A 19,327-nucleotide genomic window follows, 5' to 3' on the forward strand; every position below is an offset into this window, starting at 1 on the left:
CGTCCGATGAGTCCGAACCTTCGAGGAGAGGCCCCAATGGCGGGCGAGGAATCGACTTTCAAGCCGGCACGCGCCGAGGAGCGGCTGTTGCTCGCGCTGGCCCGCCCGGAGCTGACCGAGGAACAGGTGGCCGAATGCCGCACCCTCCTGTCCGGCCGGAGCGCGGAATTCGACTGGGGATTCTTCGTTGATCGGGCGGCGCGCCACCGAATTCTGCCGCTGGTGGGCAGGAATATCGCCCGGAACCGACTGCACCACGCTCCGGACGGAGTCCCGCTCGTTCCCTACCGGTGGCTCTTCGACAGTGCCTACTTCGCCACCGCACAGCGCTACCAGGCGCTCGGCGAGGAATTCGGCCCTCTACTGGGAGCGCTGAACGAGGACGGTGTCAGGTACGCCGTGCGGAAAGGTCCGGTCCTGGGGGAGGGGCTCTACCGGGACCCGGGACTTCGGCCGATGTACGACCTGGACATCCTGATCGGCCGCGCCGATTCCGGCCGCGTGGGCGACGTGCTGCGAGCACGTGGCTTCGACCAGGGCAGGGTCGCGGCCGACGGCCGTTCCGTCGAACCGTTCGCCCGGGAATCCAGGATCTACTGGAAACTCCATGTGAACAACGAGATCCCGTACCTCAAATTATCGGCACACCCGTTGGTCAGTACGTTCTGCGTGGACCTGTGCCTGGATGTCTCCCAGAAGCACGCGACCGTCCGCCTGGGTGTCCCGGAGATTCTCGAAGAACGCATTCCCATGACGCTCTTCGGTGTGCCCGCCCATGCACTGTCGCCGACTCACCAACTAATTGATCTGTGTCTGCATCTCCACAAGGAAGCGACCTCCCGATATTATGTGGAGGCCGGGACGGATCTTCAGGTCCTGAAATTCCTCGACATCGCACTCGCCGCCGACGGGCTGACCGCCGTCGCCGGCTGGGGCCCACTGGTGGACTGTGCCCGCGCCTGCGGCGCCGCACCGAGCGTCCACTACGCCCTGCACCACACCGCGCTGCTCTACCCCGAGGCGGTCCCGCCCGAAGCCGTCGACGCGTTGGGCGACGCGGGAGCGGAACCGCTCCACGAGTACGGGGCGGTGGACGGACGGGCCCGCCGGTGGCGGACGTCCTTCGGGGAGAGGCTCTTCGCACCGAGCCGTCGGGACGAGGTCGAGGGGGCTTCCACCGTGCCCCGCTCCTAGGTCCTGGCGGGGGCCACGGCAGCCCGCTCCCGGTGCCCAGGCAGCGCGCCGGACACACACCGACAGCGAGAGAGGAACCTGTGGGAGAGACTGTCACACGTATCCGGCGTATCGGCGATTTCCGCTGCACGACGAGCACACCGACACGGCTCGTCGACGAGGCCGTCCGCCACTTCGTCCCCTGGGAGGCCGAGAGGCCGGTGGACACCGAGTGGTCGATCACCGTACTCGTCGACCCCCTCCGTCTGGCGGACCTTCGACAGGCCGCCGCCCGAGAACCGGCCGAGACCGTGGAGAGCTTCGCGGGCGAGTCCTGGATGCGGTGTCACCGGCTCCGGGGCCAGGAGTTGTTCACGGAGTCCCGGTACGACGGGTACGCGGTGCTCCGGGACGGCCAGGCTGTGACCGTGCTCCTGCGGGACGCCTCGGCCGGCCTCGCCAGGTACGGAATGCGGGTCCTTCGGGAACTCTTCCACCGCTCGGAGGAGGAACGCGGGAGCATCGTGATGCACGCCGCGGCCTGCTCGATCGGGCAGGCCGGCGCGCTGATCGTGGGCGAGAAGGGCGCGGGGAAAACGACCACGCTGCTGGCGGGATGCCTCGTGGGCGGGGCGGACTACATCGCGAACGACCGCGTCATCGTGCCGCCGGACGAGAAGAGCTGGCGGGCCGTCGGGTTCCCGATGGTCTGCCGGGTCCACCCCGGAACGATCAGCCGGTTCCCGGAGCTGACCGGGTTGGCACTGCGTCCAGAACGTCTCGTCCGGCCGCAGCACGGTCTGTTCCACGAGGGTCACCAGGACATCGACGTCCTCCGCGAGCTGGCGGCCCCGGGCACCAAACTGGAACTCACCACGGTCGAGATGACCACGCACCTCGGGGTCGCGACAACGGATCGCTCGACGGTGCGCTGTCTGCTCTTCCCCCGTTTCGACGCGGCGCGGACGGGCGTTCGTACAGCCCCGCTCACCTCGGAGTCCGCCCGGGCCAGGCTCCTGTCGCAGTGCCTGACCCCGGACGACGACACCTGGGTGGCGCCATGGCTGCTGGGGCGCCACCGCGATGCCGGCCGGCTCCGGCTGGCAGCGGCAGAACGACTCGCCGCGATGGCGGCGGACACCCTCGCCTACGAGGTGATCTACGGTCACCGAACGGGTGACATCCATGCGGTGGGCCGCATCGTGGCGGACCTCGTTACCTCCTGAACCCGGCGTGCCGCCCTCCCGCCGGCGAGCAGAACCCCACCCTGTACACCAGAAGGAAAGGTCTTTACGTGTTCTCCTCCACCACCGACCAGTTCGTCAGCCCGGCCAGGCGACGGTTCGAGGTCGTCGAGCGCAAGGGCATCGGTCACCCCGACACCATGGCGGATCTGATCGCCGAACAGTTCTCCTACCTTTACAGCAGCTACTGCCGCACCGCGTTCGGACAGGTCCTCAACCATGCGGTCGACAAGGTCACCCTGATCGGCGCGAGCACCAAGGTGCGCCTCGGCGGGTTCACCGTGATCGAGCCGGCCGAGATCCTGCTGATCGGAAAGATCACACCCGGTGTCGCCTCGGAACGAGTGCCCGTCCACGACCTCCTTCGGACGGCGGTCGACCAGGTCGTCCGGTTCAGCCTGCCGGACGACGAGATCCTTCGGCACACCAACCTGGTCGTCCGCAACACCTTCAGCTCTGCGGTCGACCGGCCCGAGAACTTCTACCTCCCGGACTCCCGGACGCAGGCGCACCGGATCGGCACCGAGGAACTCGGCGCCAACGACACGGTGTTCTGCACAGGGAGTGCCGGCAGGTCCCCGCTGGAGGAACTCGTGCTCCGGCTGGAACTCGCGGTCACCGCGCCCGCCGCCCGCAGCGCCTGGTCCTCGGTGGGGACGGATGTCAAGGTGATGGCGGTCCGTTGCGGCGACGACGTCGATGTCACGATGTGCGTCCCGGTCGACCCGAGGGCCGTCACCGAGCGGGCGGACTACGAGAAGGCCCTTGGCGTCGTGACGGAGGCGCTGACCGAGGTGGTGGCCGGCTCGGGGTTTCCGGTCGCACGACTTCACGTCAACACCAAGGACGTCGACGGTGGCCTCTATCTGGCGCCGTTCGGGACCTCTTTCGGGAAGAGCGACTGCGGCGCGGTCGGGCGGGGAAACCGGCACGAGGGCTTCATCGCCGCTTTCCGCCCGGCCAACGTCGAGGCCCCCGCGGGCAAGAATCCGCTGCACCACGCCGGAAAGCTCTACACACTCGCGGCGCAGCGGATCGCCGACGACATCCACCGCACGCTCGCCAGGGACAGTGCGGTGGCCGTGGTGGCACGCAACGGCGCCCCGCTGACCGAGCCCGCCTACGTCCATGTCGATTTCGACGGCGGCGCGGCCGAGGCCGAGGCCGCGGAGGTGATAGCGGCTCAGGTGATCGCGGGAATCCCGGCCATCTCCGAGGCTCTGATCACGCGGGACCCGGTCTCGCAGAGGCGGACCGAGGCGGAGGCGCTCCGGCCGGTGGTGCCGGGGCGGGGCGTCCGCTGACCGGCGAGGAGTCGGAGCGGACCATGACTGCGCGAACCACGGCCATCACCGTCGTCGGGGGAACCTATCTCGACGAGGAGCTCCTGGTGACGGAGCCGATCCGGCACGACGTGTCGCTGACCGTCGCGCACCGGACGACGTCCCTCGGCGGCCCGGGGTTCTGCTACGCGAGACGGCTCGCCGGTCACGGGCTGGACGTCAGGTTGGAGACGGCACTGGGCGACTGCGCGCACAGCCGGGCGGGTCTGGGCCTCCTGCACCGTCACGGCGTCGCCTGCGCGACGGAACAGCAGACAGGCAGGACGCTGGACGTTGCCACGGTGGTGATCGATCCACTGGGCCGCAAACTCGCTCTGAACGGCTATCACCTGGCCGGCCGGATCGAGTGCACTCCGGCGACGCTGGCCGCGGGCGTTCCGGTGCTCGTCGCCTCGCCCACCCGGATCGGCACGCTGGTCACCGCGGTCCGGACCCTGCACCGTGGTGGGGGTGCGCTGCCACCGCTGTTCCTCGCGCCGCACTCCCGGCAGGTGGCCGAGATCCTGGACCTGCCCGCTGCGGCGCGAGGACTGCTGGGGCAGGTCACCACCGCGGTCTCGGTCAACGAGGCCGACCTCACGCCCCGTCTGGAGGAGGTCTTCGCACCGACGACCCTGCTCATCGTCACTCGCGGGGAAAAGGGTTGCTCCGTGCGACAGGGCCGCGCCTGGAGCCATCACGAGCCGGCCCGACTCGACGACCGGGTAATGAATTCCAACGGCGCGGGAGAGGCGTTCTTCGCGGGCGTCGTCTCCCGACTGCTCACCGACCGGACGGTGGCCGACGCGGTCGACTTCGGCGCCCGTACGGCTGCCGCCTACCTGAGGGAGTTACAGGCATGCAGGACATCCTGAGAACCCGGTGCCGCGCCGGACAGCGGGCGGCGCGGGCAGACGCCCAGGAACGACCGGTCGTTCTCGACTGCGACGGTGTCCTGGTCGACAGTGAAGCCATCGCGTCCCCGATCCAGGCCGAGGCGCTGCGTACGGCCGGGATTCCCCTCGGGGACGAGGAGTACGCCGCGCTGATGGTCGGCCGCAGCCGCGCGGAAGGCTATGCGGTCCTCGCCGAGACCTACGGCTTCCGGCCGACGCGGGCCTGGAAGGATGCGCTCCACCGCAAAGTCCTGGACGCCTACACCGCGCACCTGTCGGCGAACGCCGGGGCGGCCCGTTTGCTGGAGCGCCTCGCCGCGCAGGGCCGGCCGTGGTGCGTCGCGACCAGCGGGACCCGGGAGTCCACCCTGCACAAGCTCGCGGCCGCCGGGCTGGACCGGTACGGCGTGGCGGAGCGGCTTCTCAGCATCGACGACGTCGCCCGGGGCAAGCCGGCACCGGATCTGTTTCTTCTCGCCGCCTCGACCTTCGGCGTCGAGCCAGGGCGGGTACTCGTGGTCGAGGACAGCATGGCGGGAGTGGCGGCCGCCCGCGCGGCGGGCATGCGGGTGCTCTGGTACCGCGGCGGCCCGCCCGCCGGTGCCGATGTCCGGAGCATCGACCACCTCGACCAGGTTCTGGACCACCTCGCGCAACCGTGGGAGCACGAGACGGGAGACGTTCTGCCATGCTGACCGAGAGTTCTGAGGAGTTCTTCGCCGCCTTCGGGTTCGTCGTCGCGGACAGCGGCGTCCTGGGTGACGCGCTGCCGCAGCTGAGGGTGGAGTCGGAGCGCGCGATCGCCAGGGCGTATCCGCTCGATCCGGGAAGAACGCTTCTCCTGCCGGCGATGTCCGAGGAACACTCGCGCCACAGCCTCTCGGTGCTGCACGACCCGCGCCTGACCGGCACCGCCGAGCGGCTGCTCGGCGACCGGGTCCTGGTGAAACCACCGAAGATCACCCGCTTCGCGGTGCCCACCAACTGGCACCGGGACTGCTACATGCCGCTGCGGGGCGTCAAGGTCGCGACGTACTTCGGAGACCACGGAACGACCCCCTTCCACCTGGTGCCCGGATCCCACCGCGGTCCGGCCCGCCGCTACGTCGACCGCCTCTTCGGACGAACGACGGTACGCCGCCCCAGCAGCAGCGACCGCGATCCGACCCGGGTGCTGCCCCCCGGCGTCCCGGTGCACACCGTCCACCTGGAGCCCGGACAGCTCCTGATGTTCGACCTCGGGCTCTGGCACGCGAACCTCTCGGCCGACCGGCGCCTCCAGTGGGCCGTGACCTACCTCGCCGTTCCGCGGGACCCGGGCACGGTCGACGAGACCGCACTGCACCTGGCCGAGTTCTACGAGTACACGATCCCCTACCCGGCCGAGGAATTCCCCTATTTCCCGGCCTCCTGGCACCGAAAGGAGTCCGGGTCGGAACTCTTCCGGGCGGCGAGCGACTCCGGGGTGTGGGACAGGTTCCTGGAGCTGCGCCCCGACCGGTCCTGGGGAGGCGCGGAATGAAGCGCGTGGTGGTGGTCGGGGCGGCCGGTGCGGGCAAGACCACGCTCGCCCGCCGACTCTCCGCAGCACTGGAGGTACCGTTCACCGACCTGGACGCCCTCTTCTGGGCACCGGGCTGGCAACGGGTTCCCGCGGACCGGTTCCGGGTCGAGGTGGAACGTGTGGCGGCGGCTCCCGGCTGGCTCGTGGCCGGAAACTTCTTCGCCTCCGTCGTCGATCCGGTGTGGACTGCGGCCGACACCGTCGTGTGGCTCGACCTCCCGAGGCGGGTGACCTTCGCCAGAGTGGTACGGCGCACCGTGCTGCAGGCCGTCCGTCGGGAGGAGCTGTTCCCCGGCTGCCGACAGAGCCTGTGGGCGGCCTGGCGTGACGGACTCTTCGCCACCGCGTGGCGCGAGCCCGCCTGCAACCGGGTTGTCGTTCCCGAGCTTCTGGCGCAGCCCGGCTATGCCCATCTGCGACTGGTCCGGTTGGCCGGCCGCCACGAGGTGTCGAACTGGGCGGCGTCGGTCCGAGCGCAGCACCGTGACCGGTGCTCCGGGGACACCGAATGAGGCGACGCCACGTCATCGCGCTCGCCGCCGCACTGACCGGACACCTGGCCCTGCAACTGTTCCACACCCTGACCGACCGGAACACCTGGCCCTACTGCTCGTACAACATGTTCAGTTTTCATGCCAAGGGCGTGCAGACCCGGTGGCACGTCAAGCTGGTCACTGACGGAGGTCTGGTCCTGGGGCCGGTCAGCGCCTGGGGACTGCTGCCGCTGGAATTCTTCCGCGTCGACGCGATCATCAAGAAGGTGTTCTTGCAGAACGTGGACCCCGATCTGCGGACCTCCTTCTGCGAGTCCGTCCTGGTCCGGCTGAACACCCGGCCCTGGCGCGGGTGGGACGAGGTCAAACGACCCCCGGTCCCGCCCGCCGGGCAGCGGATCGTCGCGATGGAGCTCTGCACCGTCGAACTCGACCTCGTCACCACCGACGCACAAGGACGACCGCGGATCCGTGGCACGCGACTGATCCACACCCACGACCCCGACCGCGTGCTGTCCGGCCCCGGGCAGTCCGGCCCGACCGACCCGGAGGACCGATGAGACTGCTTCCCTGGCTGCCTGCGGCGAAGGACCCGGTCGACGACCTGGCCGTGGTCAAGGCTCTCACCGGTGCCGCGCTGTTGCGCACGACCTGGCACCTGCCGCCCGGGGACGTCCTCGAACGCGAGGCCGTCGTCCTGGAGCGGTTGGGGCACACGTCCGCGAAGCGCCTGTCGGCCCGACAGTACGAGGCCCTGCGGGCCGTCGCGTTGGCGTCCCTGGCCGGCTGGACCCTGGGGTGCGACCACTGGGCGGTGCGCGTGCTCGCCAACGCGAGCAGCCTCGCGGTGCACGGGCAGAACGCCGCCCTGCTGCCCGAGAGCTGGAACTACGCGAGTCACCTGCACTTCTTCCTCGTGCTCCTGACGCTGTTCCCGGTCGGGGAGCGCACGACGCCGGACTCCGCCGCGGTACTGCTGGAGGCCCTCCAACTGTGCTACGCCTGGGCCTACCTCCAGGCCGGGGCGTCGAAGCTGCGGAACACGGGGGTGAGGTGGGCCGACGGCCGGACCCTGCGGGCGAGCTGGGCCGAGTCCCGGTCGCCGCTGGGGGAGTGGCTCGGCCGGCGGGACCTGCGGTGGGCGTCCGCGGCGTCCACCGCCGCCCTTGTTCTCGAACTCGGCTTCGTCCCGGCTCTGCTGGTACCCGGCCCGCACCGGCGGCTGCTCGGCCTGGCCTCGCTCGCCTTCCACGGCTCGACCAAGGCCACCCTGGGAATTTCGTTCTGGCATTTCAGCTGGTACGCCGTCCCGCTCTTCGGGCTGCCCGAGAGCGTCTCCGGGCCGGTGGCGAGGCTCGCCGCCCACGCTCGGAGGGTGGCCACGTCCCGCCCTTGCGCAAATTCTGACAGTGTACGAATGCGACTGATGTGTTGACCAGGTATTCAAGCGGTGCCGAAGACGAACTCCGGCCTCCCCGATCCCGAGGGTATGCATGGCATGAGCATTGATCCGGTTCTTCCCGTTCCCGGCGGCTCCTCCAGGTTTCCCCTGACGTGGTCCCAGGAAATGTATTGGTACATGTATCACATGCCGCTTCCCGTCGTGGACAGCGTGAAGATCGCGGTGCGCATACCGATTCCGGGCCGGGGCGTCCCGGAGCGCTCCGCGCTCGCCGCCGTCCGGGCCCTCGTGAATCGACACGAGGCGCTCCGTACGGTCTGTCCGACGGATGCGTCGGGGATTCCCTTCCAGCTGGTACTGAGCCGGTTCGAGGAGCCGGTCCCGCTCTGCCGGAACGGTAACAGGCCGCAGGAAGTCCAGGCCGTCATCGATCTTCTCGCCGGCCCGCCCATGGATCAAGCGACGGAGCTCCCGCTGCGCGTCGGGTTCGCACTCGACGGCGGCCGTGTCGCCACGATCGTCCTGCTGCTGAACCATATCGCCGTTGATGCGCCCAGCAATCGAATTCTTCGGGACGATGTGCTGCGTTTCCTGCGTTCCCCGGACGCGGCGCTGTCGGCAGCACAGGTCGGTGATCAGCCGCCGGGAATTCAGCCGCCCATGCTCGCGATGCAACAGACGTCCGGGCCCTACCGGTCTCTGGGCGCCCGATCGCTGCGGAACCTGGACAGGACTCTGCGCTCGGTGCCGGCCGCGCAGTTCCCCTGGTTCCGGGCCTGCAGCGAAACTCAGGCCGACACGGTGCCGCTCGGCAACTACCGAGAGGTGACCCTGAGGTCCACGCAACTGCTGGCAGCATTGCGGAAACTCCATGGCGACCAGAACAGAAGTGCGGCGTCCCGAATCGGCGTCGCCTTCTCAATTGCCATTTCGGCCCTGTCGGGCAATCCGAAGGTAGCCTTCAAAGTCAACTTCTCCAACCGCTATCCCGAGGTCAGGGATTCCGTCGGATGCTTCTTCCAGGAAGCGCTGGTGGCGGTGGACTCCCACCCGCAGGACACCGTCGCAGATGTGGCCGCGACGACCGATCGGCGATTTCTCGGGGGAGCCTTGAACTCCCGTCACTCCTACCTGGCCGGCCGGGATGCGAGGGCGCGCATCGAGTCGGAGCGAGGAGTCTCACTCCGACTGGCCACATCCTTCAACTGCAGCGACAAGTTCGACGTCAGTCTGCGGACGTCGCAGGCGCCGGTCGGCCTCGCGCAGGACGGCCGCGGCACCTCGCTGGTCCGGGCGGAGTGCGCCTGGCGTGATGATTACAACGACCTGTTCCTCAACAGCTTTCCGGACGGCGACGAGGCGGTGCTGCAACTCGTCGCACACAAATCCGTGGCCGACGAGGACACGGTCGACCGCCTGCTGATCGGGATGGAGCGATTCCTCGTTGCGTGGGCACGTGATCCCGGCCTCGACGCGGACACCGTCTTGGAGGTGACGGCACGATTCGGCCTGCCGGTCACGCGGTACGGCGACGATTGGATCTACGTCGACCACACCTGGGTGAACACGGCAAAGCTGGCCCGGATCATGCGCTCGGTCGAAGGGGTCGAGGCCGTCGCCTTCAGCGTCCTCGCACGCACCCCCCAGAACTCGTCCCTGGTGGCCCACATCATCGGGGAACCGAATCGTCGGGCAGAGATCCGGGCACACGTCCTGACCATGCTGCGCGCAGAACCCGACCTCGTCTGCCCGCACGAGTTCCTCTGGCGCGACGGGCTCGAGGAACCCCGGGCCTCCACGGGAGCGCACCCTTCGCCCGCCGGCCCCGTCGCTCCAGGCCAATCCGGTGTCCCGGACGAAGAGGAACGCGAGGCAGGCGAACTGGCACTCTGCAGAGCCCTGTCGGTCGCGCTCGACGGCACTGCGGTCGACCTGGACTCCTCCTACGCCCAGCAGGGAGGCAGGGCAGTCATGGCGCCAGCAGTGATCCAGCGGTTGGAACGGCTGGGATACGCGGGTCCCACTCCGGACGATCTGCTGGGACCGTGGCCTCTGCGTGCCCTGATCGGACTCTGCGCCGTGCAGCACACCGAGGCGGACATATGACGACCCACGGTCCGATTCCCGAGGCGGCGCCCCCGGCCCACGGCCGCGTCGCGTCTTCGGACGCGCCGAGAACCCCTTCCGCGCTGACCCGTACGCCGCCCGGGCCCGTCCTCGACGTAAACGATCTACCAGAGAGCTCCAGCCGATCCGATACCGAAACCGGTGGATGATGAACCCTCCCTACCCGTTGATGATTTCCTTCGCACAGCAGACCGAGGACGTGATTCTCCGCCGCCTGTTCGCCGACCGGGCCGAGGGCCGGTACGTCGACATCGGGGCGGGCCACCCGGTTGAGCACTCGATCACCAAATGGTTCTACGACCGGGGTTGGTCGGGCATCAACGTCGAGCCGCAGACTGACCTCCACCGTCGGCTGTGTCAGGAGCGGCCACGCGACCGGAACGTGAAATGTGCCATCGGAACGCAGGACGGAGACGGTGTACTGACCCACTTTCCGACGCACTGGGGGTGGGCTACGACGGTCGAGGACGTGGCCTCCTCCCACCAGGCCGCCGGTTTGCGCACCGTCCGCTCCGAGGTGCCCGTTCGGAGACTGGAGTCAGTACTGGACGAACACTGCGACCTTCCCGTTGACTTCCTCAAAGTGGACGCCGAAGGTGCGGAGGGTGCCGTGCTGAGCAGCTTCGACCTCTCCCGCTGGATGCCAACCGTCGTGGTGGTCGAAGCAACGCTCCCCAACAGCCCGATATACCACGCGCCGTGGGAACCGCTGCTCCTGGACGCCGGCTATGTGCGCACCCTCTTCGACGGATTGAACAACTTCTACGTGCGTCGGCACGACCAGGAGCGGATCGCTCTCGGATCGGTGCCGTCCAACGTCTTCGACAACTTCATTCCCTTCAACTGGTGGCGGCGGTTGTCCTCGGCACACCAGCGCCGGCTGCTCGACGGATTCCGGCGTGCGGGCGAAGACGTATCGGTGCTCAGCCTGACAGGCAACGAGTTGGCCGACCTCGAATCGGTGAACTGATGTCATGAGCTCCGGCGCCCCTGCGGCGTCGCGCCTCGACGTCCGCGCACCGTCGTTCTCGACGTCGGCGCCTGCTGGTGCTGCCTGGGCGACGACGCGGGGCAGCGCCGTGAGGCGACCTCGGCACGGGCTGTCGAGGACCATGACGGCGAGGCTGGCCAGGCCGTGCGGGCCGACGACGTCCGGTGCCGGCCGTGTGCCTCAACGCCGCGACGGCCCCTGGGCAGTGAGCGCGCAGGGCGCCTGCCACAGGGGAACAACGCGAACGGAAGCAGTGCCGTCGTACGTGCGCGCACCGGCAGCACGTCCGGTGGTGCCGGCCGGCCGGATCGTGCGCGGCTGGTTGGTCCTGGCGTCCTCGGGGCTCATGTCCAGCAACCTGTCGGCCGGCACCGACAGGCCCCGGACAGCAAGGCCCGCGCACTGGTCGCCTCCACACCGGGCGACCAGGCACTGGAGGGCAGGGCGCTCGTGAGCCCGACCCGCGCGCTGACCGGGTGAAGGACGCCGCGGTGACGGCGCGGCCCCGGCCGAGGCCGGCGGCGCCGCCCGCGAACGCCCGGTCGCGGGTGTCGGCCTGCCACGATCGGACCGCGCCAGGGCGCTGCAGGGGCCGGACGCTGCTCAGAACGGAGGATCGGGGCAGGAATGCGTGTGGACGTGGAGGATCCGGTCGCCGTCGCTGTCCGGCGCGTACCGGAAGGTCGGGTGCCCTTCGTGGACCTCATCGACACAATGGGTGGGCAGCACTGTCCTCACCCGCTACAGCGGCGGATCAGTGTCAGGACACACTGTCGCGAAGGAGTTCCACGGCCTGCCGGACAGCCGGCTCGCTTCCGTACCCGGCCATCCGTTGCCGGAACTTCGCGGTCAGGCCCGGCGGAACCGTCCCCAGGATGTCGACGGCACGTCTGACGGCTCGAACGGCACCGTCGATCTCACCGAGCGCAAGGCGCGCCTCGACGACGTCGAGCAGCCACACCGCAGTCTGGGGTGACGGCACAGCACCCACGGCGGACAGCGAATCCGTGAACCGGTCGAAATGCCGCGCCGCGAGCCGTGACCGGCCGAGACGGAGCGCCGTCTGGCCGCGGGCAACGGTGACGGCACGCTGGAAGGCCATGCCGGCTGCCCCGTCCCCGGAGCCCGCATCGGTGCCGCCGGAGACGAGTTCCGCCGGCGCCCGGGACACCGGGACCATCGCCCCGACCACGCTGTCGGAAAGCACCGGACGGACTCGCACCGGGCCCGCGGGGACGATCCACCGCGCCGAACCGCCCGCCGGAGTACTGCGGCACGTACCTGCGGTGCCGGTTGCCGGGGGTCGACGGAGTCCGAGGACGCGTAGGAGCTGCTGCCTGAGGTCTGATCCGACCGCCTTCTTCGACCGAGGCGCCGGTCGGGACCGGGTGGCCTGCTGCCCGGGATGTCGGTCTCGGGTTCTAGGGTGCCCCCGTGAACCTTGACGATCTCGAATGGCAGTGGGGCCACAACGGTGGCGTCCCACCACGAGTGGTCGATCTGTTGCTCGAGCACGGCTGCCTCGACCTGCTGGTGCAGGCGGCGCACGAACGTGCCGACTGGTCCTGCGCGCAGGGTGCGGTGCGCGTACTACGGGCGGCGGGGGAGTGGGGGCGGGCCTGGGCGGTGGTCGAGCCGTTCGCGGACACCGGCTGGCAGCCCGCGGTACGGCTCGGTGCCGATGTCCTGCTGGGGTGGGGCCGTAACGCGCAGGCCCTGGAACTGGCACGCCCGAAGAGCCAGGACGCCAACGGGCCCGACCAGTGGCGGGACTACGCCGAGGTACTGGTCGGGGCCGGACAGGTGGACGAGGCGATCGACCTGCTCGCCCCGCGCCTGCACGAGAAGTGGGCTCGGTGGGCCCTGGTCTCGGCGACCGACGGGCACGGGCGCGACGAGCGAGTGCTGGACCTGCTGGGCCCGATCGCCGAGCGGTTCCGACGCGACCCGCAGCAGCCCGAGGTCCGATCCCTCGAGGATGCGCTGTCCGCGCAGGTCCGCGTCCTGGAACGGTCCGGCCGCGTCGACGCGGCAATCCGGCTGGCCGCGGACGACGCGGCCGAGCAACGCGGCTGGTCGACCACGGGCGACTGGGCGAAGCTGCTCGCGCGCCACGGCCGGCTCGAGGAACTGCGCGAACTGGCCGCCACCCAGAAATCCTCCGCCGCCCTCCTCTACACGAGAGCGCTGGAGAACCTGGGGCGAACGGACGAGGCCGAGGCCCACCTGCGCCGGCTCGTCGCCACCGAGACGTATCCGGACCACTACAACAACGCACTGCTGGAACTGCTCGTACGCCAGCACCGGTTCGACGACGCCGTCGAGGCGGTCGCCCGCACCTTCGACGGCCTCCACCAGAGCAACCTGCTCCAGGGCACGATGATCCTCCTGGCCGAACAGGGCCAGCACGACAGGGCCCTCGCACTCACCGAGGGACGCAGCCCCGAATTCCTCGCCGAGAACGACCGGTGCTGGCTACGCTCCAACCGATGGTGGCTCATGGGCGAGTCGGGCCGCAGCCGGCAGGCACTCGCCGAACTGGAGGCGCTTCCACCGCACCAGGTCGACGACCGCGAAATCACCGTCGCGTGGCTGCTCGCCCACGACGGCCGACCCGACGAGGCCATCGCGCGCCTGCGCCCGCTGCTGCCCGCGAGAGCGGCCGCGATCGATCTCGCCGTCCTGCTGGTCGGCCAGGGACGCTACGTCGAGGCGATAGCCGTCATTCCCGGTGTGGCTGCGCAGCGGCAGGAGCAGGAGCGTTTCCGGGCGGAGGCGAGGAAGCTCCGACAGCGGGCAGACGGCTCCGGCGGATGTGGCGATAGCGGCGAAGGTGCGGAGGATCCCCGGTTCTGACCGGTGGACCGTCGGCCGTCCCGCGACCGGTGCAACGGCGCCCTGTTCGGGCGGAGGCAGGACGATGGCGACCCCGGATTCCGGCCGACCGCAGCGTTGGGCCCTGCTGGACGGTCGGTAGTGGAACTCCTGTTCCGGCACACCGGCGAGGCGGTGCTCGACGCGTGGGGGCCCCGCTGGCCGAAGGAGTTCGCCCCGGTCCGGCAGGCCTGTTCGGGTGCCGAACCGCAGCACTGGTGGCAGGCCCCGCGCGGGGCTAGAGCACGGTGAGCGTGATCACCCACAGGTGCGGGTCGGACGGGTCGGGCAGGATCACGTAGTGGGCGATCAGGTCGGGCAGGACGATCTGCCGGGTGCTGTCGTCGAGGTCGTCGCCGTCGCCGGCCGGCCAGGACCACGGATCGGTCATGGCCCGCTCCAGGGCATCCTGGAGCTGCTTGACCTGGTCGTCGGTCAGGACGGTGCGCACCAGGGCGGCGGCCTCGGCGGACAGCCGGGCCCGGTAGGGGCGGCGGTCACCGGGGAAAGAGGTCGTCGAAGTCGACGCCGTCGTCCTCGGGGCGGCCGGCGCGGTTCCAGTCGTGGACCGCGGCGGCGGCCAGGGCGGTGGCGCGGGCGATCCGATCCTCGCGGGTGCCGCTGGCGGCCAGGTGGTCCGCGGTGAGGACCCGGCCGATCAGCGTGTCGACGTCGATGCCCGCACTCGCGGCCCGCTCCCTCAGGTCGCGGACCAGATCGTCGTCCAGCCGGGTCGTCAGCTCTACGGTCATGAGCCGATGGTAGGGCCCGCCCGCTCCCCGGCGTAGGGGGCCGGAGAAGCCGCATCGGCCGCCGGCGGCCCCGGCGAGGCACGCGACGGCCGGAGGCCGCCTCGACCGTGAACGACCGGCGCGGCCGAGTTGCCGCCCTTGGTCGTGGGTACGGCCGGCGGTGTGGACGACAACGTGGGCAAGCCCCTCACGGTGGGGCCGGGGCCGGGACGGGCAGCACGGGCACGGTGCTGGTGGTGGTACGCGGACCGAGCGGCGCCGGGAGTCGAGCACCGCCGCCCGGATCCGCTGCGCCTACGGCCGCGGCCTGGCCGTCGTCGTACAGGACCTGCTGCGCCGTGGGGTGCTGCGCGTGCGGGACGTCGCCGACGGCGCGAACATCGGCGTGGTCGTCCGGCACGCCCTCGACCGGGGCCACCGGACCGGGACCGTCACCGAAGTGGCGCTCATCAGCTCGACCCGGTACCTGCCGAAGTCAACCAGGGCGCGCTGCCGTGATCGCGCGGACCCGATCGAGTGCGCCTCCGACCCGCACCCGGCAGGGTCAGTGCCGGCCGTCCGGCACGACTGCGGGCGCCAGGCCGCCGCAGCCGAGCGGGCGGCGGGAGGCAGGCGTCGCAGGTGTTTCGGCCGCCTTGGCGGCGGGCTCCAGGAAGGGTGCCCGCTCGACCGCGAGAAGCCGGGCACCGCTGGGCGGCTGGGCGGCCGTGTCGGTGGCCGGCTCGGAGAAGGGCTGCCACAGCGGGCGCCGGTCAGAACTCATGTTCGCCAGTTTGACAGGTCAACCACCTCGCGGTGACGAGCCGCCCGCCGCCGCCACCGCGGTGGCGGATCCCCAGGACCGAGCTCCCTACTCGTCGTCGAGGTCGTAGGGCGGGACGGTCCAGCGCATCACCGTCCCGCCCGCCTCGTCGGCTTCGAGCGTGACCGGATAGACCTGGCCGGCGGCCCGCTCACCACGGTGCCTCATCGAGTGGTCGCCCTCGTCCCAGCCGATGCCGAGCACCCGGCAGCCGCCGACCTCGATCGCCCCGGCGCGGAGCGGGTGGTGCCACCCGGCCCGCCTGAAACGGTGGTGGTCGGTGTGCTTGTCGACCGAGACCATGAGGCCCTGGCCGTAGAGGCGCTCGCGCCAGGCGGTGAGTTCGGCCGCGCGCGGCCGCCTCGGCCAGCGGGAGGCCGAGCCACCCGTGCGGCCCGTCGACGCCGTACCGCGCGATCCGCTGGCCACCGAACTCGGCGTGCGCGTCGTCCGCGTACCGGCCCCAGAAGGTGACGTCGGCGAGCCCGTCGACCGGCTCGTCGTTCATCCCCGTCCAGGCGTCCAACCCCGCGCAGTCGCCGACGACCATGCCGCACCGGTCGACGGGCAGGTCCCCCAGCAGGATCGGCACCGACCGGTCCGCAGCCCCGGGCCACCTGCCGCCCAGGCCGATCTCCAGGGTCGCGATCGTCGGCTCCCCGTCGAACGGTGACGGCGAGGTGCTCGCCCTCACCCTCAACGGCCGGTCCTCGGCGGCCGGGACGGCGACCGCCTCGCACAGCCACTCACGAAGATGGCCTCCTCCCGAGGACACGGCCGTCCTGGCACGCTCGGACAGGGGCCGGCCCAGTTCCCGCCAGTGGTCGATCCACCCGGCCATGCCGAGCACCAGCACTCCGGACGGCACATTGACGGTTCCGAGGTCGACGAAAGCCTCAGACATCCGCCGATTGTGCCTTCCCGGTACGACAGGATCCGGTGCAGGGCATCGGCACCCGTCCCCGGATCCTCCGGGCCCGGCCGGGCCAGGGCGTGCCGGCGCACACCGCTGCGCACCGCCGCCGTCCCCGCCCCACGCGCTCCCGGCCTGGCAGCATGCCGGTTCAGCAGGGAACGGCCTGGGCACCGATCAGGCCCTGCCCGGTGTCGGCGGCCCGCCTCCAGACAGGTACGAGGTCGTCGAGCAGGGCAGTGGCATCGTGGTCCGACACTTCGTCCAGAACGTCGTGGAGCCGGAGTTCAGCGGCGGCGCGCTCGCCCGGGCCGAAGCCGAGAGCCGCTTCCACGGCGGGCAGCGAGGAACGGACCTCGCCCGGCGTGAGGACGAAGTTGCCGAACCAGCCGGGCAGGGCGGCCCACCGCTCGGGCCCCAGCGCGTGAGCGAGTCCGACGGCCGGGTACCCCTTGCGGCACGCGGCCTTCAGGAACCGGCCCGGCTTCTCGTAGGTGCCCCAGATGTCGAACAGCACGTCCAGGTGCTCGTCCATCAGGTACGGCGCGGCCATGTCGTGGAACTCCCAGACGTCGGGGCCGCCCGGTCCACCGCTCCTCCAGCGTTCCAGCCCTGCCTGTCCGGCGGCGGACGAGGCCTGCGCGTCGATCAGGGGCACGAGCACCGGCGCGACGTCGTCGATCACACTCGACGGCACCGGCATCACGACCCAGAATCCCGTGCTACTCATCCCGTCACCGTAGACGGACCCTACGACACCGGTCGCCGGCGAGGACCGGCCTGCCGAGCCCATCGACGGGCACGGCACCAGCCGAGGTGTCCGCGGCACCGCCGCGACCGGGCCCGGAAGCGCAGGGCGTGACGCCCGCAAATAGCCCTGCAACGCGGCTGATCGACGGGAAGGGAACCCTCCCGCACCACCGGCCCGTCCCTGGTCAGGCTGCTCGCTCCACCCGGAGCGGGTCTGGGGCAGCACCCCCGAGTCGACCAACCCTGCCGGAATCGACGGGGCCGATGTCACCAGTGCAAATGCCGTCGGGCTCCGGCGGGCCGCAAGCACATCATCGGCCAGTCCCTTCACCGAGCCGAAGAAGGCGGGCGCTGAATCAATGGCTTCGACACCTGCACTCGGCTACAGGTTGGCCAACGAAGCGTTCTGGTTGTTCTGGCGTCGGAAGATGAAGTGTGGGACGTCTCCATTTTCGTGTCTGCCGGTGTCTCAAATCCCTGGTCAGCGGACTGAGACGATCCGAGTTCTCCGGACGGGAAACAGCTCCTCTTGACGGTCGAGGTCGGCTCTAGGGTTTGACCAAGCTGAGGGAAAACCTCGGTAATGGGCGGGTACAGAAGCCCGCCGGATTGCAACCCGATGGAGGAACACTGTGAGGATCGGACGAAGGATTGCCGTTCGCGGCAGCATTCTGACCGCCGTTGCCGGACTGCTGATCGGCCTCTGCGCACCAGCGGCGACGGCCAATCCCAACGCTCGCAACATCCGTTACGGAGACTCAGGTACAGCTGTCAGGTGCGTGCAGCTCGCCCTGAACATGTACTTCGAGGAGACCCGCCGTTACGGTCACTCCTTGGAGGTGGACTCTGTGTTCGGGGCCAACACACTCAAGGAGGTCAAGTACTTCCAGGACCTCAACGGTCTGGACGCCGATGGGGTCGTCGGTCCGCGTACCGGCAACTATCTTGACAACGAGATCTCTGACGGTGTCCTGTTCGGCTTTTGCCGCAGCTATATCCCCACCCTGCGGTAGCCCTTGACGATTGCCCTGGAGCGGCCCGGTCGGCAGCCCACCCTCGACACTGGAAAGCTCTGCTTGCTGCTGAATGGGCGGGGCCGCCACGCACACAGGCGTGGCGGCCCCGCCCATTCGGTTGGCGAACAGACATCTTGCGGACAGCCGAGGAGACCGCAGGGGTGACCTGTCGGAGGCTCCGCGGACAGTCGAGCCGCTCACGAGGAGCACCAGCGGCCCGTGAGCCGCACCGACCACTTCAACGACCCCGACGCCCGAAAGCCCCGCGGATCGTCCCCGCCGTCACCGCCTGCGTGCGCGAGGTCGCGAGCTGCTGCACCAGGTGCTCCCGCACCTGACGCACCGACCGCTCGTCGGCCAGGTCGGCCAGGAACGCCAGCGCCACCACCAGGCAGTCTCGCTCCACCTCGGCCATCTCCCGGCCCCGCGCGCAGCCACGGCACAGCCCGCCGGCCTGCTCCACGCCGCGGTCCGCACACGGCACCGCCAGCCGGGCACGCCCAGCCTCCGCTGCCCGCGCCTCCCGCTCCGGCCGCTGCGCCTCCCAGCAGACGGCCTCCTCGCGCGCCCGCCGACGGGTCTCCACCTGGACGGCGGCGCGGTGGGCGGCGTGCTCGACCAGGGCCCGCTCGATCGGGGCCTGGCGCTGCTCGAAGTCGACGTCGAGGAGCCAGCGGTCCTTCGGCAGCTCGACCCCGAAGCCGCTCTCGGCGAGCTCCGCCGGCGCGTCCCGGCACGGGCCGGGGAGCCCGAGCGGGACAACCCCGACACGGGATGCGGAGCAGTGCGCGGCGAGAGCCACGGCGGCCAGCCGCACCGTGGGGGAGCGGTCGGCGACCGGCTCGGCGTTCAACACCTGGGCGGCCCAGTCGCCGACCCAGGTGCGCCCGGCCCGCTGTGGGGGCAGCTGGTGGTCGGCCCAGTCGGGAAGTCGAGGTGCGGTCAGGACGGCGGGGGACGACCGCGCTCCCTGGGTCGCCGACGTTCCGGCCCGCCGGCCCGCCGCC

At 70.4% G+C, this 19,327-nt stretch carries 21 protein-coding genes; 13 read left to right on the top strand and 8 right to left on the bottom strand.

Annotated elements, in window-relative coordinates; all coding sequences use genetic code 11:
* The first annotated feature begins 36 nt into the window (after window positions 1–36).
* The 11 genes from BLU95_RS40340 to BLU95_RS40390 all read left to right on the top strand — a co-directional run bounded on the left by BLU95_RS40340 (window position 37) and on the right by BLU95_RS40390 (window position 11,192).
* On the top strand, window positions 37–1,194 hold the full coding sequence (locus BLU95_RS40340; protein WP_159425254.1) for a nucleotidyltransferase domain-containing protein: 1,158 nt from the start codon (window positions 37–39) through the stop codon (window positions 1,192–1,194).
* 200 nt (window positions 1,195–1,394) lie between these two features.
* Window positions 1,395–2,399 (top strand): hypothetical protein, encoded by a 1,005-nt coding sequence (locus tag BLU95_RS40345; protein WP_159425255.1) that lies wholly within the window; start codon window positions 1,395–1,397, stop codon window positions 2,397–2,399.
* Window positions 2,400–2,467: 68 nt separating this feature from the next.
* Complete coding sequence (locus tag BLU95_RS40350; protein WP_159425256.1) at window positions 2,468–3,721, top strand: methionine adenosyltransferase; 1,254 nt, start codon at window positions 2,468–2,470, stop codon at window positions 3,719–3,721.
* Window positions 3,722–3,744: 23 nt separating this feature from the next.
* Window positions 3,745–4,614 (top strand): carbohydrate kinase family protein, encoded by an 870-nt coding sequence (locus BLU95_RS40355; protein ID WP_093864415.1) that lies wholly within the window; start codon window positions 3,745–3,747, stop codon window positions 4,612–4,614.
* The gene (locus BLU95_RS40360; protein ID WP_093864416.1) at window positions 4,599–5,330 is read left to right on the top strand and encodes an HAD family hydrolase; all 732 of its coding nucleotides are present in this window, start codon (window positions 4,599–4,601) and stop codon (window positions 5,328–5,330) included. Before BLU95_RS40355 ends, BLU95_RS40360 begins: the two co-directional genes overlap by 16 nt.
* A complete protein-coding gene (locus BLU95_RS40365; protein WP_093864417.1) occupies window positions 5,324–6,157 on the top strand; it encodes a phytanoyl-CoA dioxygenase family protein in 834 nt (277 codons plus the stop codon). Before BLU95_RS40360 ends, BLU95_RS40365 begins: the two co-directional genes overlap by 7 nt.
* Complete coding sequence (locus tag BLU95_RS40370) at window positions 6,154–6,711, top strand: shikimate kinase (protein ID WP_093864418.1); 558 nt, start codon at window positions 6,154–6,156, stop codon at window positions 6,709–6,711. Before BLU95_RS40365 ends, BLU95_RS40370 begins: the two co-directional genes overlap by 4 nt.
* Window positions 6,708–7,253: a hypothetical protein gene (locus BLU95_RS40375; RefSeq protein WP_093864419.1), complete on the top strand. Its 546-nt coding sequence runs from the start codon at window positions 6,708–6,710 to the stop codon at window positions 7,251–7,253. The genes BLU95_RS40370 and BLU95_RS40375 overlap by 4 nt, the downstream gene beginning before the upstream one ends.
* The gene (locus tag BLU95_RS40380; protein WP_093864420.1) at window positions 7,250–8,128 is read left to right on the top strand and encodes a hypothetical protein; all 879 of its coding nucleotides are present in this window, start codon (window positions 7,250–7,252) and stop codon (window positions 8,126–8,128) included. The genes BLU95_RS40375 and BLU95_RS40380 overlap by 4 nt, the downstream gene beginning before the upstream one ends.
* Before the next feature lie 15 nt (window positions 8,129–8,143).
* The gene (locus BLU95_RS40385) at window positions 8,144–10,201 is read left to right on the top strand and encodes a condensation domain-containing protein (protein WP_159425257.1); all 2,058 of its coding nucleotides are present in this window, start codon (window positions 8,144–8,146) and stop codon (window positions 10,199–10,201) included.
* Between the two features lie 166 nt (window positions 10,202–10,367).
* Window positions 10,368–11,192: an FkbM family methyltransferase gene (locus BLU95_RS40390; RefSeq protein WP_093864422.1), complete on the top strand. Its 825-nt coding sequence runs from the start codon at window positions 10,368–10,370 to the stop codon at window positions 11,190–11,192.
* A 781-nt stretch (window positions 11,193–11,973) separates the two neighbouring features.
* Here BLU95_RS40390 and BLU95_RS40395 read toward each other — a convergent pair.
* Window positions 11,974–12,420 carry a hypothetical protein gene (locus BLU95_RS40395; protein ID WP_093864423.1) on the bottom strand — a complete coding sequence of 149 codons (447 nt, stop codon included), beginning with the start codon at window positions 12,418–12,420 and terminating at the stop codon, window positions 11,974–11,976.
* A gap of 227 nt (window positions 12,421–12,647) precedes the next feature.
* Between BLU95_RS40395 and BLU95_RS40400 the strand changes: the two genes are divergently transcribed.
* Window positions 12,648–14,069 (top strand): tetratricopeptide repeat protein, encoded by a 1,422-nt coding sequence (locus tag BLU95_RS40400; protein ID WP_159425258.1) that lies wholly within the window; start codon window positions 12,648–12,650, stop codon window positions 14,067–14,069.
* A gap of 256 nt (window positions 14,070–14,325) precedes the next feature.
* On the opposite strand, the gene BLU95_RS40405 is transcribed toward BLU95_RS40400, so the two are convergent.
* The 6 genes from BLU95_RS40405 to BLU95_RS40430 all read right to left on the bottom strand — a co-directional run bounded on the left by BLU95_RS40405 (window position 14,326) and on the right by BLU95_RS40430 (window position 17,284).
* On the bottom strand, window positions 14,326–14,538 hold the full coding sequence (locus tag BLU95_RS40405) for a hypothetical protein (protein ID WP_093864425.1): 213 nt from the start codon (window positions 14,536–14,538) through the stop codon (window positions 14,326–14,328).
* Between the two features lie 46 nt (window positions 14,539–14,584).
* The gene (locus tag BLU95_RS40410; RefSeq protein ID WP_093864426.1) at window positions 14,585–14,839 is read right to left on the bottom strand and encodes a hypothetical protein; all 255 of its coding nucleotides are present in this window, start codon (window positions 14,837–14,839) and stop codon (window positions 14,585–14,587) included.
* Window positions 14,840–15,026: 187 nt separating this feature from the next.
* Complete coding sequence (locus tag BLU95_RS40415) at window positions 15,027–15,257, bottom strand: hypothetical protein (RefSeq protein WP_093864427.1); 231 nt, start codon at window positions 15,255–15,257, stop codon at window positions 15,027–15,029.
* A 126-nt stretch (window positions 15,258–15,383) separates the two neighbouring features.
* Window positions 15,384–15,602, bottom strand: a complete 219-nt coding sequence (locus BLU95_RS40420) for a hypothetical protein (protein ID WP_093864428.1) — start codon at window positions 15,600–15,602, stop codon at window positions 15,384–15,386.
* Between the two features lie 87 nt (window positions 15,603–15,689).
* Complete coding sequence (locus BLU95_RS44830; RefSeq protein WP_231978141.1) at window positions 15,690–16,070, bottom strand: hypothetical protein; 381 nt, start codon at window positions 16,068–16,070, stop codon at window positions 15,690–15,692.
* Window positions 16,071–16,705: 635 nt separating this feature from the next.
* Window positions 16,706–17,284, bottom strand: coding sequence for a hypothetical protein (locus BLU95_RS40430; RefSeq protein ID WP_159425259.1), 579 nt, complete (start codon window positions 17,282–17,284; stop codon window positions 16,706–16,708).
* A gap of 652 nt (window positions 17,285–17,936) precedes the next feature.
* Here BLU95_RS40430 and BLU95_RS44835 point away from each other — a divergent pair.
* A complete protein-coding gene (locus BLU95_RS44835) occupies window positions 17,937–18,317 on the top strand; it encodes a peptidoglycan-binding domain-containing protein (protein WP_159425260.1) in 381 nt (126 codons plus the stop codon).
* A 241-nt stretch (window positions 18,318–18,558) separates the two neighbouring features.
* Here the strand turns inward: BLU95_RS44835 and BLU95_RS40440 are convergent, their stop codons facing one another.
* On the bottom strand, window positions 18,559–19,173 hold the full coding sequence (locus BLU95_RS40440; RefSeq protein ID WP_159425261.1) for a hypothetical protein: 615 nt from the start codon (window positions 19,171–19,173) through the stop codon (window positions 18,559–18,561).
* Window positions 19,174–19,327: the final 154 nt, after the last annotated feature.

This window comes from Streptomyces sp. TLI_053 (assembly GCF_900105395.1).
Taxonomy (GTDB): Bacteria; Actinomycetota; Actinomycetes; order Streptomycetales; family Streptomycetaceae; genus Kitasatospora.

Excerpts from the sequence above, each read along its gene's own strand:
- BLU95_RS40380 (WP_093864420.1), top strand. The coding sequence starts at position 7,250 with ATGAGACTGCTTCCCTGGCTGCCTGCGGCGAAGGACCCGGTCGACGAC.
- BLU95_RS40365 (WP_093864417.1), top strand. The coding sequence starts at position 5,324 with ATGCTGACCGAGAGTTCTGAGGAGTTCTTCGCCGCCTTCGGGTTCGTC.
- BLU95_RS40355 (WP_093864415.1), top strand. The coding sequence starts at position 3,745 with ATGACTGCGCGAACCACGGCCATCACCGTCGTCGGGGGAACCTATCTC.
- BLU95_RS40360 (WP_093864416.1), top strand. The coding sequence starts at position 4,599 with ATGCAGGACATCCTGAGAACCCGGTGCCGCGCCGGACAGCGGGCGGCG.
- BLU95_RS40375 (WP_093864419.1), top strand. The coding sequence starts at position 6,708 with ATGAGGCGACGCCACGTCATCGCGCTCGCCGCCGCACTGACCGGACAC.
- BLU95_RS40340 (WP_159425254.1), top strand. The coding sequence starts at position 37 with ATGGCGGGCGAGGAATCGACTTTCAAGCCGGCACGCGCCGAGGAGCGG.
- BLU95_RS40420 (WP_093864428.1), bottom strand. The coding sequence starts at position 15,602 with ATGAGTTCTGACCGGCGCCCGCTGTGGCAGCCCTTCTCCGAGCCGGCC.
- BLU95_RS40410 (WP_093864426.1), bottom strand. The coding sequence starts at position 14,839 with ATGACCGTAGAGCTGACGACCCGGCTGGACGACGATCTGGTCCGCGAC.
- BLU95_RS40370 (WP_093864418.1), top strand. The coding sequence starts at position 6,154 with ATGAAGCGCGTGGTGGTGGTCGGGGCGGCCGGTGCGGGCAAGACCACG.
- BLU95_RS40390 (WP_093864422.1), top strand. The coding sequence starts at position 10,368 with ATGATGAACCCTCCCTACCCGTTGATGATTTCCTTCGCACAGCAGACC.
- BLU95_RS40430 (WP_159425259.1), bottom strand. The coding sequence starts at position 17,284 with ATGAGTAGCACGGGATTCTGGGTCGTGATGCCGGTGCCGTCGAGTGTG.